Below are 17,452 nucleotides of genomic sequence, written 5' to 3'. Positions count from 1 at the left end.
GGCTTCGCCTGCGCCTCCTCCTCGGCGAACGCCGCGCGCAGCTGCGCCTCCTGCTCGGCCGACAGGTTCGTCTTGATCAGCTCGGCCCCGGCCCGCTCGAACGTGGGCAGCACCCGGTCCTCGACCTCGTCGGTGGACAGCACGAACAGCGCCGAGGTCCCCGGCGTGACCTTCGCCTTCACCTGCTCGATGAAGTCCTTGTCGATGCCGACGTTCGCCATCGAGCCGCCGAGCGCGCCGGCCGCGGCGCCGACCGCCAGGCCCAGGAGCGGGACGAAGAACAGCAGCCCGAACAGGAAGCCCCAGAAGGCGCCGCCGAGGGCCCCGCGGCCGGTCATGTCGGCCAGCTGGGAGGTGCGCGGCCGCCTGGCCTCGGCCGGCCAGCTGACCACGGCCCCGTCGAGCACCTTGAGCAACGCCTGTTTCTGCAGGCCCGCCAGTTCGGCCAGCACCTGCTCGGCGCCGTCGGGATCGTCGAACTTCCACACGGTCAGGGTCGCCACGGGTCCTCCTTCGGAAACGGCATCCCGACCAGTCTGCGTCGGTGATCGCGTACCCGCCTGTCGGCGCGGCCGCGGCGGGCGTAGATCAGACCGGTAACAGCGATCGCCGGGACGTCGGAGCGGGGGCGGTCATATCCCTTCCTCGCCGCTTTCGGCGAGCTCGTGGCTCTCGGCGGACCCGTTCTCGGCCTCCTCGTGCAGCGACGCGGAAAGCGCGCGCAACGCCGGCAGCGCCGCGTCGAGTGCCTCCCGGTGAGCGTCCGACAACCGTTCGACGTGCGCACGGACCAGCGCCGACCGGCGGTCCTGCCACTCCTGAAGCCGGTGCTCGGCCTCGGGAGTGATGTGCAGCAGGGTGGCCCGGCCGTCGCCGGGATCCCCGGAACGCTCCAGCATGCCGAGCTCCACCAACCCCTTGACCAGCGTGGACACCGAGTTCCCGGCCAGCCCGAGCTCCTTGGCGGCCTCGGACACCCGCAGCCCCGGCTGCCCGCGCACCAGCCGCAGCAGCTCGACCTCGGCGCCGCGCAGGCGCGGCGTCCGGAGCCCGGCGCGCAGCCGGCGGCGGATCAGCCGGTTGAGGCCGGCCAGGACGTTCTCGAGCTCCGATGGCTCGGTGGCACCGTTCATGATTCCGATTTTAGCTCTGATACAGAGCTAAATGAAGAGGGATGCGCCATCGCACATCCCTCTTCACCTCATCACCGCACGGTCAGCACATCACCGGTCGAGGCACATCACCGGTCCAGCAGCCCGAGGTCCCGCAGACTCTCGGCGGACTCCACGATCGTGGTCTCGACCGGCCGCGGACGCCAGCCCAGCTCCTCGCGCGCCCGCTCGTTGTGGATCACCGGCCGCGGCCTCTCCGGGCCGTCGGCCTCGGTGGTCGGGGCGAGCACCGCGGCCTCGCCGAGGCGGTCGCGCAGGATCGCGGCCAGTTCCACGAAGCTGCGCGTCCGGCCGTCGGCCACCGCCAGGTAGCGCTTGCCGGCGGCCTGCGGCGCGGCCATGGCGCGCAGGTGCAGGTCGGCGATGTCGCGCACGTCGACCACGCCGAACCGCATGCGCGGGGCGACGCTCATCGTGCCGTCCAGCAGGGCCTTGATGAAGGACATCGACGAGCCCAGGGCCGGGGTGAGCGTGGGGCCGAAGATCGCCGTCGGGTTGACGGTCACCAGCTCGGTGTCGCCGTCGGCCATCAGGTCCCAGGCCGCGCGCTCGGCGATCGCCTTCGACCGCGGATACGGCGCGAGGCCCGGCGTGTCGGGGTCGGTCCAGTCGGCCTCGGTGTACTCGGCGCTCGGCTTCGGCGTGTAACCGACAGCCGCGAACGACGAGGTCAGCACCACGCGCCGGACGCCGGCGTCCCGGGCCGCGCGCAGGATCCGCAGCGTGCCCTCGCGGGCCGGGACGATCAGCTCCTCCGGGTCGTCGGGCTGCGCCACCGGGATCGGGGAGGCCACGTGGTGGACCTCCTCGACCCCGGCCACGGCCTCCTTCCAGCCCTCGTCGGCCAGCAGCTCGGCGGCGACCACTTCCAGGCGGGCGTCGTCGGCGCCGCCTCGGCGGACCGCTTCGCGCAGGCCGGCCTCGCGGCTCAGCGAGCGCACCGTGGCGCGCACGTCCCGGCCGTCGCGCAACAGCGCGGCGACCACCTGACTCCCCAGATAGCCGGACCCGCCGGTCACCAGAACACGATTCATCGCACTCATCGCACTGCCTCCAGACTCTTCTTCACGGCCACCAGTCGCTCGGTGGACGCGGCTTCGGCGACGGCGTCACCCCGGTCGCGGGCGTCCCACAACTCGGCCTTCTCGCGGAGGTAGCCCAGCCGCACGTGCTGCGCGGCGATCTCGGCCTCGATGCGCTCGGCGTGGCGCAGCAACAGATCGCGCTGCTCGGCCGCGCGGGACCGGCCGATCCGGCGGTTGGCCAGGTAGGCGCGCATGTCGTCGATGCCCATGCCGACCGCGCGCAGGCAGGACAGGACCTCGATGGTGTCCACGTCGCGCTCGCCGTAGCGGCGGTGGCCGCTGCTGTCGTCCCGGTCGATCGGGCCGACCAGGCCGACTTCCTCGTAGTAGCGGAGGGTCGGCTCGGTCAGGCCGCTTTGCCGGGACACCTCCAGGATGGTGAAAGCCGTCATGAAGGCAGCTGACCATACTTCAAGCGCTTGAGGTCAACCGATGGCCGGGGAGGCGCGGCCATCGGTTGACCTCAGGGGTGACTGCCGGTGCTGTGTTGGGTTGTGCGGTGCTGAGTTGTGCGGTGCGGTGCGGTGCTGAGCGTCAGCGCGGCGGGCCGACGATGGTGCTGCCGTACTGCTCGGAGACCGCCGGGTCCGGCTTGATCTCGAAGCCCTCGGGGCGCGGCGTGCTCAGGTCCCGGCCGACGGCGCGGAACATGCCCTCGATGCCGGCCGGCGTGTTGATCATCAGCAGGTCGGCGTGCTCGGAGGTGACGCGGTAGCCGTGCGGGTGGTTCCGGGGCAGGTAGACGATGCCGCCCTCGGACAGCTCGTATTCCTGGTCGTCGCACCACACCAGCGCGGTGCCCTTGATCAGCAGGAAGACCTCGTCCTCGCGGGTGTGCACGTGGTACGGCGGGGCCTCCCCCTCGGCGACGTCGAAGCGGCCGATCATCAGGTTGCCGTCGGTGGCCTGGCCGTCCAGGAGCATCGCCAGGGTGCCGCCGTCGAGCCATTCGAGCTTCTGCTGCTGGTCGGGTTGTGCGATGTACGCCATACTCATGTAAGCGGACGATATCGTCCGCTTAAGTAGGCGTCAAGGTGATCCCAAAGCCCGCGGTCGATGGCATCATCGGGAGATGGCCAAGGCGCAGACCACAGGGAAAGTGATGGAGCCCGCGGAGAAAGTCAGACAACGCGCCCCGCGCCGCGACGCGGCGGACAACCGGGACAAGGTGCTCGCCGCCGCGGCGGCCGCGGTCCTGCGCGAGGGCACGGCGGCCCCGATGGCCACCATCGCCGCCGACGCCGGGGTCGGCGTCGGGACGCTGTACCGGCACTTCCCCTCGCGCGAGGCGCTGCTCAGCGCCCTGACCCGGCGCTCCTTCGAGCTGGTCCTGGACACCGCGACCCGCGCCGCCGAGACCGACGGCCCGGGCATCGAGGCCGTCCGCGCCTTCCTGGACCAGACCGTCCGGCACGGCGCGGACCTCATCCTGCCCCTGCACGGCGGCCCCACGGCCCTGGACGAGCAGACCCTCGCCGTCCGGGCCGCGGTCCACGGGCAACTCAGCGCCCTGCTGCGGACCGGCGTCCAGGACGGGACCATCCGCGCCGACGTCACCGCCCGCGACCTGGTGATCTTCGGCGCAATGCTGGCCGAGCGGCTGCCGCACGTGGCCGACTGGGACGGCGCCGCGCGGCGCGTCATCGACATCTACCTCGCCGGGCTGGCGCCGACGGCTGCGCCGCTGCGGAGTACCGGTATCGGTGCCGTTGCCGGTGCCGGAGAATAGAGAGACGACGGGCAGCGAGTGATCTTGCGATCTTGCGAACGATGACCGAGGCGGAGTCAATACGCGTACTCAGCCGGGTCATGTCCGAAGAACTCGCGCGCGCGGCACTGCCAGGTTCCTGCCCGACGGACACAAAACCGTCGGCCACCACCTGCTGACCGCCGAGAATGTGGACGACGAGGCGGTCGGGAACTTCTGGGTCGGCCCGGATCCGGGCCGGGCATCCGGAGCCGCGGAGTCGGCGTGGCTCTACGACATCAACGTGTTCGAGCCACACAACGTCGTCGGCGACAACGCCGCGGCGACCGCGCTGTACCGCCGCAGCGGCTACGACGTGACGTCGATGGCCATGCGCAAGCAGATGTAGCGCCTCCCAGAGCCACATCTGCCCGCTGACATGCCCGCCGGCTCGCCCGACCGCTAGCTGCCGGTCAGCACCAGGCCGCCGTCGACCGTGATCACCGTCCCGGTCACGAACCCGTTCTCCATCAGGTACAGGTGCGTCGCAGCGATCTGCTCCGCCTCCCCGATCGCGCCGGTCAGCGTCCGCTTCGCCATCGAGGCGAACAGCAGCTCGCGCTGCGCCTCGGGCATCGCCTCCCACATCGGGGTGCGGACGGCGCCGGCCCGGACCACGTTCACGCGGATCGGCGCCAGCTCCACGGCCAGGCCGCGGGCCAGGCCCTCGGTGGCGCCGACGCCGGCCGCCCCGAGCGCGAAGCCCGGGGCCGGGCGGACGCCGACGGTGCCGGTGGTCAGCGAGATCGAGCCCTGCGGGCTCATGCGCGGCACCGCGTGCTTGACCGCGGCGACCGTGCCCCAGAAGCGCACGTCGAGCTTGCGGCGCGCCTCGTCGAGCGACTGGTCGACCAGCGGACGCGGGGCCACTGAGTCGCCGGCGGTGTAGACGAGGTGGTCCAGGTGGCCGACGTGCTCGAACAGCGCCGCTATGGCGTCCTCGTCCCTGGTGTCGACGACCACCGCGTCGGCGCCCTCCGGCAGCGTGGCGAGCGCCGCGTCCAGGCGCGCCTTGTCGCTCGACGCGATGGTCACGCTCGCGCCGGCGTGCGCCGCGGCCCGTGCCGTCGCCAGTCCCATGCCCGAACTGCCGCCGATGACGACGACCTTCTGCCCGGTCAGTGTCATGATCCGTCCTCCGTTGAATACAGCTGAATACCGCTGAATGCAGTGCGTGCGGCCGCCGCTCGGGCGGCCGAGTGATGTCTCGCTGAGACATCACCATAGCGCGCGATGTCTCACTGTGTCATCACTGCTAGAATCGCGGCATGCCGCGCTGGGAGCCGAGTGCCGAGGACCGCCTCCGCGAGGCCGCGCTCGCGCTGTTCCTGGAGCGCGGGTACGAGAACGTCACCGTCACCGACATCACCGACCACGCCGGCCTGACCCGCCGCACGTTCTCCCGCTACTTCGCGGACAAGCGCGACGTGCTGTTCGCCGGCTCCGAGCGGCTGCCGCAGGTCATCTCCCAGGCGGTCCGCGACGCCGACCCGGCGCTCGGTCCGGCCGAGGCGCTGCTCGCGGGGCTGGCCGGGACCGCCGCGATCCTGGCCAAGCATGTGCCGCGCTCCCCCGAGCGGCGGCGCGTCGTGGCCGGCAGCACCGAGCTGCGGGAGCGCGAGCTCGGCAAGTTCGCGGCCGTCACCGACGCCCTGACCGAGACGCTGCGGGCCCGTGGCGCGACCGAGGTCGGCGCGCGCCTGCTGGCCGAGGTCGGCGTGGCGGTGTTCCGGGCGGCGTTCGCGCGCTGGACCGAGGAGCCGGACGGGGCCGATTTCCCCGTCTACATCACCGAGGCCGCGGCCGAGCTGATCGGGGCGTTGGGGCCGATCGCCGATCAGCGCAAGTGAACGGCGTTGACCAGCACGACGTAGACGACGGTCCCGCCGACGATGCTCAGCAGCGCACTGCGGCGCCACAGGTGCACGGCCACGGTGACAGCCAGTGCGACGAGCGGCGCCAGCAGCCGCGCGGGATGCGTCACCGGCAGGTCGCGCAGGCAGTAGCACAGCAGGATCACCATGACGCCGGCCGGCATGCGCGCGCTCAGGTCACGCACGATGGGGCTGGAACGCAGCGCGTTCAGCGCGGCGAAGGGCAGTGCGCGCAGGGCCCACGTCACTGCGGCGGCGACTCCGGCCGCGGCGAAGAGGTATCCGGTGTCAGGCATCTGCGCTCCCCCGCGCCGCGACGTCCGCGACCAGCCGACGGACCGTCAGCCCGGCGGTGAACAGCACGAACGCGGCCAGCAGGAACTGCCCCGGGAACAGCCACCGGGCGATCAGGGCGCTGAGCACCGCCAGTACCGGTGTCGGGAGGTCGCCACGTCGGTCGCGCAGGGCGTCCAGTGCCAGGACCGTGAATAGGGCGGTCATCGCGAAGTCCAGGCCGTTGAGATTGCTGGGGATCAGGGTGCTGAGCAGCGCGCCGACCGTGGCGCCGAGGACCCAGTACACCTGGAGGAGCACCTGGAGCCACACGATCCGGCGGCCGGGCCAGTCGCGGGCGTTGTCGGCGGTGGTCAGGGCGTAGGCCTCGTCGGTCATGGCGAAGGTGCTGTAGGCCTTGGCCAGGCGGCCGTTCACGCGGTGCAAGGGGAAGGACAGGGAGTAGAAGACGTGGCGGACGTTGACCAGGAACGCGGTGAGCGCCACGGTCGCCAGCGGGACCGCCGCCACGGCCAGCGGGACCAGGAGGAATTCCAGCGAGCCGGCGTAGATCAGGCTGGTGAACAGGACGGCGCACCACCACGGCAGGCCCGCGTGCGTGACGACCACGCCGAACGCCAGGCCGAGCGGCACCAGCCCGAGCCCGACCGACGCCGAGTCGCGGAGCGCGGCGGCGATGTCGGAGCAGCGGGGGTGGCTCGGCGCGGTCGCCGGTATCGACAGTGCCGGGGCGTCGGCCACTGCTGGAGCAACAGTTCCCATGACGAAATTCTAGAAAGAATCCCGCCTAATATGGTTTCCGATTATGGCGCTAGGATGCTCACGTGAGCAACGAACTAGTACTCGATGCCATCGATCGTGAAATTCTGTTCCACCTCCGCACCGACGGCCGCCTGACCAACGTCGAGCTCGCCAAGCGCGTCGGCCTGACGCCCCCACCGTGCCTGCGCCGGGTCAAGCGGCTGGAGGACGCCGAGGTGATCAGCGGCTACCGCGCGGTCATCGATCCCGTGGCGCTGGGCCGGGCCCTGGAGGTGCTGGTCGACGTCGAGGTCAGCGCGACCGACCGGAAGACCTTCGAAGAGTTCGAACGCATCGTGAGCTCCTACGAGGAGGTCACCGAACTCCGGCGCCTGTTCGGGCGGCCGGACTACTTCATCCGCGTCGCGGTCGCCGACCACGCCGCCTATGAGGAGTTCCTGACCATGAAGCTCAGCGGGCTGCCCGGGGTGCTGCGGCTGACCTCGCACCTCACGATGAAGGAGATCAAGACCGGGGCGTGAGTGCCGGGCCGCGGCAGCCCTCGCAAGCCGCCGGGCGCGTCCGCCGAACCCTGCCCTACCGCGCCGGCGAGTCGATCCGCTGCAGGATCCGCTCCGCGTCCTGCCCGAGGCGGCGCAGGCGCTCGGGCGACAGGTTGTCGATCACCGCGTGCCGCACGAAGGCCACGTGTGCCGGTGCCGACTCCTCCATCTTCTGCCGTCCGGCGGGGAGCAGGATCGCGTTCGTGAAGCGGCCGTCGGCGGGGTCGGGCTCGCGGCGGACGTAGCCGCGAGCCTCCAGGCGCTTGACCATGTGCGACAGCCGCGACAACGAGACGCTGGCCTCTTCGGCCAGGGTGCTCATGCGCATCGTCCAGTCCGGGGCCTCGCCGAGCATGGCCATCGTCATGTACTCGACCATGCTCAGGTCCGAGTCGCGCTGGAGCTGCCCCTCGATGGCCCACGGCAGCCGCGTCATCAGCCGCACCACCGACAGCCACGAGTCCAGCTCGCCGGAGGAGAGCCACGGGGCTTCGGACTCGTCGGCACCTGGTGACTGTTCCGTGGCGGCCATTCCCATACTGTAGACCGCCGTGACGGCGGCCCACCGTCAGGCCGCCGCCTCGACATCGAGCAGCTCGCGCAGGCCCGGGATCCACGCGGACACCAGCGACCACGCCCCGGTGTCGATCCCGTCCTCGACCGCCTGCTCGACCGTCGCCACCAGCTCCGCCCGCTCGGCACGCAGCCAGGCCGCCGCAGCCTCCCGCGACGCGAAGCATTCGGGCTCGACGCCCGGCCGCGGAGCCGGCAACAAAGCCTCACCCCCGCACGGATCCAGCCACCGCGCGGCGGCGACGGCCGAGTACAGGTAGTACTCCATCAGCCGCAACACGGCTTCGGACCGCACCTCCCGCGGATCGTGCGCCATCGACTCCTGATACGCGAACCGGCACAGCAGGTCGTGCGCCCCGTACCGGCCCGGTGCGTACTGCGTCAGCAGCGCCGTGCCGGTCAGCTCGACGACGAGCTCCGCCGCCCGGTCGCGCGAGACCGCGGCCAGGCTGGCGGCGGCCGAGACGCTGATGCCGGGCCCCGGCCGCAGGCTCTGGAACCGCAAGAGGCGCGCCGCCTCGTCGGACAACGCGCAGTACGACCACGAGAACACCGCGCGCAGATCGGTCCGGTGGTCGCCGCCGTCCAGAGCCTCGAAGGTCGTGGCGACCTTCCCGAGATCGACGGCGTACTCGGCGATCGACAGCCACGGATGCGTGGCGGCCCAAGCGCCGGCGAGGCTGATCGCCAGCGGCAGACCTTCGCAGTTCTCGATGACGCCGCGGAACGGCCCCGGCTCGGCGGCCAGCCGCGCCGACCCCAAGCGTCGTTCCAGCAACGCTTGCGCCTCCTCCGGCGACAGCAGGTCCAGCGGGATCGCCGTCGCCCCCTCGCACGCCACCAGCGAGGCCAGCGGATTCCTGCTCGTGACCAGCACCAGGCAGCCGGGGGCGCCCGGCAGCAGCGGCCGGATCTGCTCGGCGTCCCGGACGTTGTCCAGCACGATCAGCACCCGCCGATCGGCCAGCACGCTGCGGAACAGAGCAGCGCACGCCGCAGCATCGGACGGGATCCGCTCCCCCGGCACCCCCAGCGCGACGAGGAACGACCGCAGCGTCTGGCCGGTGTCGACCGCGGTCGCGCCGAGCCCGGAGCCGTGCAGGTCCACGTGCAGCTGGCCATCCGGGAACGCGCCGGCGACGCCGCGGGCCCAGTGCACGGCCAGCGCGGTCTTGCCGATCCCGGCCGTCCCGGTGATCGCAGCGATCACCGCCGGACTCGACGAGTCGGCGTCCATCACCCGCTCGACCAGCACGTCCAGGGTGCCGATCTGCGGGTCCCGGCCGACGATGTACACCGAGCCGGGCAGCTGAGCCGGGGCCAGCAGCGACGCCCGCTCTGGCTCCCGGTCCGGCGACGGCTCCGACACCGGCACTGGCTCCGGCACCGCCTCGGGCACAAGCTGCCGCCGCAGCACGCCAGCGTCCTGCCGCAGGATGGCCGCCTCCAACTCCCGCAGCGCCGGCCCGGGATCCAGGCCGAGCTCCTCCCGCAGCCCGCAGCTGATCTCGCGGTACACGGCCAGCGCGTCGACCTGCCGCCCGGCCTGGTAGAGGGCCAGCATCAGCAGGCCCGCGGACTCCTCGTCCAGCCGGTTCTCGTACCAGAGCTCCTGGGCGTCCTGGACCGCCTGGTCCACCCGGCCCATCGTCAACAGACAGTCGATGAGCAATCGCCGAGCCCTGACCCGGAGCTCGTCCAGCCGCTGAGCCCAGCCGTGGAACGCCGCCAGATCCGCGACGTCCGCCAGCGCCGGGCCACGCCACAGCGCGACCGCCTCTTGCGCGCAGGCCGTACGGCGGGCTGGATCCTCTTCCTGCGCGGCCTCCTGAAGCAGACGTCCCGCCGCTTCGGCGTCGGTCGCCTCGACGCCGAGCCGCAGCAGATATCCCGGCGACACCGCCCGGATGGCGTCCGGATCGCCGAAAGCGCGCCGCAGGTAAGAGATGTGCGCCTGAAGCGTGTTCCGCACCGTGGTCGGCGCCTGCCCGTCCCACACGGCTGCGGCCAGTCGTTCAGTACTGACGACGCGGCCGGGCTCGACCGCGAGAGCCGCCAGCACCGCCTTGCGGCGCAGCCCCGAAACCTCCCACGAACCCTCCGGACCGGCGATCTCGATGGGTCCCAGAATCCTGACTTGCATGTTCCGCCTCGCTCCCCCCGTGGCAGTGAATCTGTCTTCTGCGACCCAAACGGATGCGGACCCGATCGGGTTCGCCTGGGATTTCAGCGGCATATCAGTGCCAGATCAGCGAGCCGGACAACCCTGGAGGAGAGGGCCCGGCGACCGGGTTCGGCGGCTTCGAGTCTTCGAGTCGCCGCACGCGCCGCCGGTCCCGGGCACCAGCTCCGCGATCGCGCACGGAGAGAGCCCCACGCTCACGCGCCGATCGCGGTATGAGGGGGGGACAGTGCGCCCGGCTCGGATCCCGAGCCGGGCGCACTGCTGTATGCCGTTACGTATCGTTATATACCGTTATATACCGTCGGGCGCCGATGCCGGTTCCGGCCCGGACTTCATCGCATGATCCTGACTTGTCATGGGAATAACCGCGCCATGCCTTGTGGTCACCCCGGCGCGATGATCTCGGCCCGGGCACCCCCCGGTAACGATCGCATCAAGGTCTCGTCCATATACCGAGCTGGTTTGACCCTCCCCGGAATCCCGACCTACCTTCTAGACATGTCCTCGATCATCACGGCGCGCATGGCGTTCCTGGAACGCGCGCTGCTCGCGGTGACGAACCACTGCGTCGCGGACATCCTCTGTAGCCGCTAGCCGGCCCGGTAGCCGTTAGTCGGCCTTTTGCCCGTGCTCCTTTGCGGGCCTGTGCTAAAGCGTTTTCTCGTCAGTGCGCGCCTTCGCCGGCACGCACCGCTTTCCCACGTCTCCCCCCTCGTCCGAGAGGTCTTCCCATGCGGAGAACATCCGTCCTTTCGGCTGCCCTGGCGCTGGTCGCCGCAGGTGCGGCCGCGTGCTCGTCGTCGGCGGGCCACTCCTCGTCCGGTGCCGCGGGCTCGGCCGCGTTCGACCCCAAGACGTGCCAGGGCGGCACGCTGGAGGTCCTGAACCAGGGCAGCATCAGCAAGCTGGACCCGGCGCGCATCTACACCTCCGGCGGCGGCAACATACCCTCGCTGCTGTTCCGCACGCTCACCACGCGCAACCGGCAGCCCGGACAGGACGGCGCCAAGGCCGCGCCGGACCTGGCCACCGACCTCGGCACGCCGAGCGACGGCGCCCAGACGTGGACGTACCACCTGAAGGACAACATCTTCTTCGAGGACGGCACGCCGATCACCTCGGACGACGTCAAGTACGGCATCGAGCGCTCGTTCGCGCCGGAACTGCCCGGCGGCGCCCCGTACCTGCGCGACTGGCTGGTGAACGCGGCGAACTACCAGGGCCCTTACAAGGACCCGGCCGGCATCGCGGCGATCGAGACCCCGGATGCGAAGACCATCATCTTCAAGCTGCGCAAGCCCGAGGGCGACTTCCCGCTGCTGGCCACCGCCACGCAGTTCGCCCCGGTGCCGAAGGCCAAGGACACCGGCGTCGACTACACGAAGCACCCGATCTCCTCCGGCCCGTACATGGTCGCCAGCTACGACAAGGGCAAGACCCTGGACCTGGTCCGGAACCCGCACTGGTCCTCGGCCGGCGACAATCTGCGCTACGCCTGCCCGGACAAGATCAACATCACCGCGGGCCTGAACCCGGCGGTCATCAACCAGCGCATCGCGACCGGCACCGGCCAGGACGCGAACGCCGTCACCACCGACACCACCATCGGCCCGGACCAGCTGGCGCAGCTGAACAGCAACCCGGCGCTGGCCAAGCGGGTGGCGCACGGCGAGTTCCCGGCGACCTACTACATCGCCTTCAACCCCAAGGTGAAGCCGTTCGACGACATCCGGGTGCGCGAGGCGATCTCCTACGCCGTCAACCGCACCACCGCCGTCAACTCGGCCGGCGGCACCGCCGTGGCCGGCGCCTCGACCACCTTCCTGCCGCCGCAGACGGCGCTGGGCTACAAGCCCTACGACTTCTTCCCGGCCGGCGCCACCGGCGACCCGGCCAAGGCCAAGGAACTGCTGGCACAGGCCGGCTATCCCAATGGCCTGACGGTCACGCTGTTCCACGAGGCCGACGACGCCAACAACTTCGGCCCGAAACTGGCCACCTCGATCCAGGACGCGCTCAAGGCCGCCGGCATCACGGTGAACCTGAACCCGGTCGACGACAACAGCTACTCGGACGTGACCAACAAGCCCAGCACCGAGCCCGGCTTGTCGCTGCAGTACTGGGGCGCCGACTGGCCCTCCGGCGCGCCCTTCCTGATCCCGATCTTCGACGGCCGGCAGATCATCACCAGCGGCGGCAACTTCAACCTGGCGCAGCTGAACGACCCGAGCGTCAACACCGAGATCGACGCGATCAACGCCATCACCGACCCGCAGCAGGCCCAGGCCCGCTGGGGCGCGCTGGACGCCAAGCTCGGGCAGCAGGCGCTGACCGTGCCGCTGATGTACGAGAAGGACGTCGCACTGTTCGGCAAGAACGTGAAGAACGCAGTCCCGGACGGCTGGCGAGGCCAGTACGACCTCGCCCGAGTCTCGGTCAAGTAAGGCCCCTGCGTTGACCACCACCATCGAGGCGGCGGCGGGCTCCGGCCCGTCGTCGCCGCCGTCGCTCCCGTCCCCGCCGCATGCGCGCGGCGCGCTGTGGCGGCGCCTGCGCAAGGACAAGGCCGCCGCGGCCGGCATGGTCATCATCACGGTGATGGTGCTGGTCGCGGTGTTCGCGCCGGTCCTGACCGCCCTGGAGGGCCAGGACACCACCTCCCAGCACCCGGAGCTGGTCGACTCGGCCACCGGCGGCACTCCCCTGGGCTCCTTCGGCGGCATCAGCGCCGGCCACTGGCTCGGCGTGGAGCCGCAGACCGGCCGCGACCTGTTCGCCCGGCTCGTCTACGGCGCCCGGATCTCCCTCGGCGTCGCGGTCGGCGCCACCGCGCTGCAGGTGTTCATCGGCTTGTCCGTGGGCATCGCCGCCGGGCTCGGCGGCCGGGCCACCGACGCCGTTCTGGGCCGGCTGACCGACCTGTCGCTGGCCTTCCCCTCGGTGCTGTTCGCGATCGGGCTGATGGCGATCGTCCCGGCCTCGATCCCGCGGCCGCTGATCCTCGCCGTGGTCATCGCGCTGCTCGGCTGGGGCAGCACGGCCCGGCTGGCGCGCGGCCAGGCGCTGTCGCTGCGCACCCGCGACTACGTCGCCGCCGCCAAGCTCTCCGGCGCGCCGCCGCTGCGCGTGGCCCGCCGGGAGATCCTGCCCGGGCTGGTGACCCCGATCCTGACCTACGCGGCGCTGCTGGTGCCGACCAACATGGTCTCCGAGGCCGGGCTGTCGTTCCTGGGCGTCGGCGTGCGGCCGCCGACACCGTCGTGGGGCCAGATGCTCTCCGGCGGCACCACCTGGTTCCGGCCCGACGTGATGTACGTGCTCGTCCCCGGCGGCGCGCTGTTCGTGACGCTGCTGGCGTTCACGCTGCTGGCCGACGGCGTCCGCCGGGTCCTGGACCCGCGCAACACGGAGGTGGCGGCGTGATCGGCTACCTGATCCGCCGGATCGTCGGCGCGGCGATCGTGCTGCTGGCGCTGTCGGCGATCGTCTACGCGCTCTTCTACGCCGGCCCCTCCGACCCGGCCCTGCTGGCCTGCGGCAAGGGCTGCACCCCGGACCGGCTGGCGGTCGTGAAGTCCTCGATGGGGCTGGACAAGCCGCTGGTCGACCAGTACCTGTCGTTCCTCTACGGCATCTTCTTCGGGCACGACTACTCCTCCGGGCCCAGCGTCCAGCACTGCCCCGCGCCGTGCCTGGGCTACTCCTTCGAGACCGACCAGCCGGTGACCACCATCCTGGGCAGCGCGCTGCCGGTGTCGGCCTCGCTGGCCGTCGGCGCCATGGTGCTGTCCCTGCTGCTGGGCATCGGCGCCGGCCTGGTGACGGTGCTCAGCCGCCGGCGCTGGCTGGACCGCGCGCTGAACGCGGTCGTCCTGGTCGGCTACGCGACCCCGGTGTTCCTGGTCGCGCTGGTGCTGCTCATCGTGTTCTGCGCCGACCTGCAGTGGCTGCCGTTCCCGACCTACGTGCCGCTGACCCAGGACCCGGCCGGCTGGGCCCAGAACCTGCTGCTGCCCTGGATCGCCCTGGCGCTGATCCTGGCCGCCGCCTACGCGCGGATGACCCGGGCCCAGACGCTGGAGACCCTGAGCGAGGACCACGTCCGCACCGCGCGCGCCTACGGCCTGCCCGAGCACCGGGTCATCACCCGGCACGTGCTGCGCGGCGCGCTCACCCCGCTGGTCACCATGGCCGCGATCGACCTGGCCGCGGTGATGACCTCGGCGGTGCTCACCGAGACCATGTTCGGCCTGCCGGGCATCGGCCAGGCGCTGGTCAGCGCGGTCGGCAGCACCGACCTGCCGGTGATCGTCGGCGTGACGCTCACCGCCGGCTCGGTCTACGTCGTGGCCAACGCCCTGGCCGACGTCCTGTACGCGGCGATCGACCCCCGAGTGGAGCTGACATGACCGCGACGAACTCGGATTCGACGGACCCAGTGTTGGAGGTCAAGGGCCTGACGATCGACTTCCCCATCCGCGGCGGCGAGGTCGTGCACGCGGTCAAGGACCTGAGCTTCTCGGTCCGGGCGGGCTCGGCGCTGGGCATCGTCGGCCAGTCCGGCTCGGGCAAGAGCGCCACCGCGCTGTCCCTGCTGGGCCTGCACCGCGGCACCCCGGCCCGGGTCTCCGGCCAGGTCCTGGTCGACGGCGTGGACCTGGTCTCGGCCACCGACACCGAGGTGCGCAAGCTGCGCGCCTCGAAGATCGCGATGGTCTTCCAGGACCCGCTGACCGCACTGGACCCGTTCCACACCATCGGCGACCAGATCTCCGAGGTCTACCGGCTGCACACAGGCGCGTCCCGGGCCGCGGCGCGGACCCGCACGATCGAGGTGCTGGAGCAGGTCCGGATCCCGGACGCCGGCCGGCGCCACCGGGCGCACCCGCACGAGTTCTCCGGCGGCATGCGCCAGCGCGCGCTGATCGCCATGGCGCTGGCCTGCCGCCCGGCGGTGCTGGTCGCGGACGAGCCGACGACGGCGCTGGACGTCACGGTGCAGGCGCAGATCCTGGACCTGCTGGCCGAGGTGCAGAGCGAGACCGGGATGGCACTGGTGCTGATCAGCCACGACCTCGGCGTAGTCGCCGGGACCGCCGACGAGGTGGTGGTGATGCACCAGGGCGTCGCGGTGGAGAGCGGCTCGGCCGAGCAGGTGCTGCTGGATCCGCAGCATGCTTATACGCAGGGGCTGCTGGCGGCGATGCCCCGGCTCGATTCGCCGCTGCCTGAGCGGGTTCTGGGTGGTTCGGCCGACGAGACCAACGCCGGTGCCGGCGGCAACGCGGACGCCGAAGGCGCCACCGACGTCTTCGATGCGGAACCGGCCGTCCTGGTCCGCATCGAAGACGTCGCCAAGCACTACCGCCGCGGAGGCGCCCTACTCGGCCGCCGCACCGAGCCCGTCCGCGCGGTGGACGGCGTCAGCCTGGACCTGCGATCCGGCGAAACCCTCGGCCTGGTCGGCGAAAGCGGCAGCGGCAAGACCACCCTGGCGCGCATGCTCGTACGCCTACTGGAGCCCTCGGCCGGAAGCGTAGTGTTCAGCGGCACCAACATCTCGGCGATCCCGGAGCGCCAACTCCGACCGCTACGCCGCGACCTGCAGATGGTCTTCCAGGACCCACTGTCCTCACTGAACCCCCGCCGCTCGGTCGGCGAAACCATCGCCGACCCCCTGCGCATCGCGGGACAGTCCTCAGACACCGAGATCCGCACCGCAGTACGCGAACTCATGACAAACGTCGGCCTCGACCCCGACTCCTACGACCGCTTCCCCCACGAGTTCTCCGGCGGCATGCGCCAACGCGTCGGCATAGCCCGCGCCCTGGCCCTCCGCCCGAAGCTCCTGGTCTGCGACGAACCGGTGGCCTCCCTGGACGTCTCGACCCAGGCCGTGATCCTGGACCTCCTACGCGACGTCCAGCGCGAATACGGCCTCACCGTAGTCTTCGTCGCCCACGACCTGGCCGTAGTCCGCCAGATCGCAGACCGCGTCGCGGTGATGCGCCACGGCCGCATCGTCGAACTCGCGGACACAGCCACCCTGTTCGACGCCCCACAGCACGAGTACACGCGCACGCTGCTGGACGCGGTACCGATCCTCGACCCGGCCGCGGCCCGGGCACAGCGCGCCCGACGGCGGGAGGCGCTTGCGGCGGCCTGAGCGGGAAGCTGCGCGGCGCCGACCGCCGCGCAGCTTTCCGAGGCCGAGCTGCAAGTGGCGACGGGCCCGCATAACCGACCACGTGGGGAGGGGGTCCGAAGGACCATGCGGGGTGTTGGTTCTGGGTCCCTCGCCGCGTCAGCGGGCGCAGCCAACCTGCCCGGTTTGGCGGTGTCAAGCCGGGCGAGGCCGGACCACAGCAGCTGTGATGCGGCTTGATTCCGCCAAACCGGGCTGGTTCCGTTTACGGCGATGACGTGGCGAGGGACCCAGAACCCGGCGACCACAAGCAGCACCGCCGGCAAACAGCGCAACGCAGGCAACAGCGGATAGAAAGCCGAACAGTCGCGGACCGCCGGCAAACAGCTCGACGCGCGGGTCGCCCCCTCGTCGAGGAGGCCCGCCAGAGGCCTCAAGGTGCCCACCACGCACGACGATTGCCGCCTACGCAACGCGTGCGCAGTGACTCGGACTCATGCGCGGTCTTGTCCGCGAAAACCGGCGGCCGCCAGCGTGACATGCGGGGCTTAACCGAACTGCGTCCCCCTGCGAGGCCATCCAACCATTGGCGAAGCCGTAAAAAATCGCCTGTAGAACCACAACCCAACCGCACCTCCCACCACCCACCAAAACCCCCGGAATTTCGCCGATCAGGCAATCCCGCCCAGAACCAGCAATGCTGGAGGAAACCAGCGCCGCAGAACGAAAGGAAGGTGGTCCGCATGGCGACCTTCATGGACGTACACAAAGGCTTTGTCGGGGTCACCGGCGACCAGTTGCAGGAAGCGCACGCGGCCGACCTCGCCATCGAGGCGAGTGAGGGTGTGCACTTCGAGAAGGCGTGGCTCGATCCCGAATCCGGGATGGTCTTCTGTCTGTCCACCGGGCCGAACAAGGAAGCCGTGCAGCGGGTCCACGAGCGCGCCGGCCATCCGGCCGACGAGGTCTACGAAGTGCCGATCACGGTCTGAGAGCGCCCGGAACGTCCCGAGCACCCGAAGCACCTGGAGCACCCAACGCACCCAACGCACCCAGCACCCAAACCCCCTACC

General features: G+C 71.0%; 20 protein-coding genes. 10 read left to right on the top strand and 10 right to left on the bottom strand.

What is annotated here, in order from left to right; all coding sequences use genetic code 11:
• From GWK61_RS41630 to GWK61_RS41610, 5 genes are all read right to left on the bottom strand, one after another.
• On the bottom strand, window positions 1-503 hold a 503-nt coding region (locus GWK61_RS41630; RefSeq protein ID WP_194917305.1), incomplete at its 3' end, for a DUF1269 domain-containing protein.
• 129 nt (window positions 504-632) lie between these two features.
• Window positions 633-1,133, bottom strand: coding sequence for a MarR family winged helix-turn-helix transcriptional regulator (locus tag GWK61_RS41625; protein ID WP_194917303.1), 501 nt, complete (start codon window positions 1,131-1,133; stop codon window positions 633-635).
• Window positions 1,134-1,240: 107 nt separating this feature from the next.
• On the bottom strand, window positions 1,241-2,206 hold the full coding sequence (locus GWK61_RS41620; RefSeq protein ID WP_194917301.1) for an SDR family oxidoreductase: 966 nt from the start codon (window positions 2,204-2,206) through the stop codon (window positions 1,241-1,243).
• 5 nt (window positions 2,207-2,211) lie between these two features.
• Entirely contained in the window at window positions 2,212-2,649 is a 438-nt protein-coding gene (locus GWK61_RS41615; protein WP_194917299.1) for a MerR family transcriptional regulator, read from the bottom strand.
• A 142-nt stretch (window positions 2,650-2,791) separates the two neighbouring features.
• Complete coding sequence (locus tag GWK61_RS41610) at window positions 2,792-3,253, bottom strand: cupin domain-containing protein (RefSeq protein ID WP_194917297.1); 462 nt, start codon at window positions 3,251-3,253, stop codon at window positions 2,792-2,794.
• A 76-nt stretch (window positions 3,254-3,329) separates the two neighbouring features.
• Here GWK61_RS41610 and GWK61_RS41605 point away from each other — a divergent pair, with 76 nt between their 5' ends.
• Window positions 3,330-3,986: a TetR/AcrR family transcriptional regulator gene (locus GWK61_RS41605; RefSeq protein WP_228563807.1), complete on the top strand. Its 657-nt coding sequence runs from the start codon at window positions 3,330-3,332 to the stop codon at window positions 3,984-3,986.
• Between the two features lie 169 nt (window positions 3,987-4,155).
• Window positions 4,156-4,353 carry a hypothetical protein gene (locus tag GWK61_RS41600; RefSeq protein ID WP_194917295.1) on the top strand — a complete coding sequence of 66 codons (198 nt, stop codon included), beginning with the start codon at window positions 4,156-4,158 and terminating at the stop codon, window positions 4,351-4,353.
• Between the two features lie 53 nt (window positions 4,354-4,406).
• Here the strand turns inward: GWK61_RS41600 and GWK61_RS41595 are convergent, their stop codons facing one another.
• Window positions 4,407-5,132, bottom strand: a complete 726-nt coding sequence (locus GWK61_RS41595) for an SDR family oxidoreductase (RefSeq protein ID WP_194917293.1) — start codon at window positions 5,130-5,132, stop codon at window positions 4,407-4,409.
• A gap of 140 nt (window positions 5,133-5,272) precedes the next feature.
• Here GWK61_RS41595 and GWK61_RS41590 point away from each other — a divergent pair, with 140 nt between their 5' ends.
• The gene (locus GWK61_RS41590; RefSeq protein ID WP_194917292.1) at window positions 5,273-5,854 is read left to right on the top strand and encodes a TetR/AcrR family transcriptional regulator; all 582 of its coding nucleotides are present in this window, start codon (window positions 5,273-5,275) and stop codon (window positions 5,852-5,854) included.
• On the opposite strand, the gene GWK61_RS41585 is transcribed toward GWK61_RS41590, so the two are convergent.
• On the bottom strand, window positions 5,842-6,174 hold the full coding sequence (locus tag GWK61_RS41585) for a branched-chain amino acid transporter permease (protein WP_194917289.1): 333 nt from the start codon (window positions 6,172-6,174) through the stop codon (window positions 5,842-5,844). The genes GWK61_RS41590 and GWK61_RS41585 overlap by 13 nt on opposite strands.
• On the bottom strand, window positions 6,167-6,934 hold the full coding sequence (locus tag GWK61_RS41580; RefSeq protein WP_194917287.1) for an AzlC family ABC transporter permease: 768 nt from the start codon (window positions 6,932-6,934) through the stop codon (window positions 6,167-6,169). Before GWK61_RS41580 ends, GWK61_RS41585 begins: the two co-directional genes overlap by 8 nt.
• A gap of 62 nt (window positions 6,935-6,996) precedes the next feature.
• Here GWK61_RS41580 and GWK61_RS60110 point away from each other — a divergent pair, with 62 nt between their 5' ends.
• The gene (locus GWK61_RS60110; protein WP_194917285.1) at window positions 6,997-7,455 is read left to right on the top strand and encodes an Lrp/AsnC family transcriptional regulator; all 459 of its coding nucleotides are present in this window, start codon (window positions 6,997-6,999) and stop codon (window positions 7,453-7,455) included.
• A gap of 55 nt (window positions 7,456-7,510) precedes the next feature.
• Here the strand turns inward: GWK61_RS60110 and GWK61_RS41570 are convergent, their stop codons facing one another.
• Window positions 7,511-8,008: a MarR family winged helix-turn-helix transcriptional regulator gene (locus tag GWK61_RS41570; RefSeq protein ID WP_194917283.1), complete on the bottom strand. Its 498-nt coding sequence runs from the start codon at window positions 8,006-8,008 to the stop codon at window positions 7,511-7,513.
• Window positions 8,009-8,044: 36 nt separating this feature from the next.
• Window positions 8,045-10,192, bottom strand: a complete 2,148-nt coding sequence (locus GWK61_RS41565; RefSeq protein ID WP_194917281.1) for an AfsR/SARP family transcriptional regulator — start codon at window positions 10,190-10,192, stop codon at window positions 8,045-8,047.
• Window positions 10,193-10,732: 540 nt separating this feature from the next.
• Here GWK61_RS41565 and GWK61_RS60105 point away from each other — a divergent pair.
• The 6 genes from GWK61_RS60105 to GWK61_RS41540 all read left to right on the top strand — a co-directional run bounded on the left by GWK61_RS60105 (window position 10,733) and on the right by GWK61_RS41540 (window position 17,371).
• On the top strand, window positions 10,733-10,828 hold the full coding sequence (locus GWK61_RS60105; protein ID WP_323747997.1) for an Ms4533A family Cys-rich leader peptide: 96 nt from the start codon (window positions 10,733-10,735) through the stop codon (window positions 10,826-10,828).
• A gap of 137 nt (window positions 10,829-10,965) precedes the next feature.
• Window positions 10,966-12,678 carry an ABC transporter substrate-binding protein gene (locus GWK61_RS41560; protein WP_194917279.1) on the top strand — a complete coding sequence of 571 codons (1,713 nt, stop codon included), beginning with the start codon at window positions 10,966-10,968 and terminating at the stop codon, window positions 12,676-12,678.
• 10 nt (window positions 12,679-12,688) lie between these two features.
• Window positions 12,689-13,657 carry an ABC transporter permease gene (locus tag GWK61_RS41555; protein WP_194917277.1) on the top strand — a complete coding sequence of 323 codons (969 nt, stop codon included), beginning with the start codon at window positions 12,689-12,691 and terminating at the stop codon, window positions 13,655-13,657.
• Entirely contained in the window at window positions 13,654-14,643 is a 990-nt protein-coding gene (locus tag GWK61_RS41550; protein WP_194917275.1) for an ABC transporter permease, read from the top strand. Before GWK61_RS41555 ends, GWK61_RS41550 begins: the two co-directional genes overlap by 4 nt.
• Entirely contained in the window at window positions 14,640-16,400 is a 1,761-nt protein-coding gene (locus tag GWK61_RS41545; protein ID WP_194917273.1) for an ABC transporter ATP-binding protein, read from the top strand. The genes GWK61_RS41550 and GWK61_RS41545 overlap by 4 nt, the downstream gene beginning before the upstream one ends.
• 722 nt (window positions 16,401-17,122) lie before the next feature.
• Window positions 17,123-17,371: an SCO4226 family nickel-binding protein gene (locus GWK61_RS41540; protein WP_194917271.1), complete on the top strand. Its 249-nt coding sequence runs from the start codon at window positions 17,123-17,125 to the stop codon at window positions 17,369-17,371.
• Window positions 17,372-17,452: the final 81 nt, after the last annotated feature.

The organism is Catenulispora rubra (genome assembly GCF_015356825.1).
Classification (GTDB): Bacteria; Actinomycetota; Actinomycetes; order Streptomycetales; family Catenulisporaceae; genus Catenulispora; species Catenulispora rubra.
Note: the sequence above shows the minus strand (reverse complement) of the source record. Positions and strands in the feature narration are given on the sequence as shown.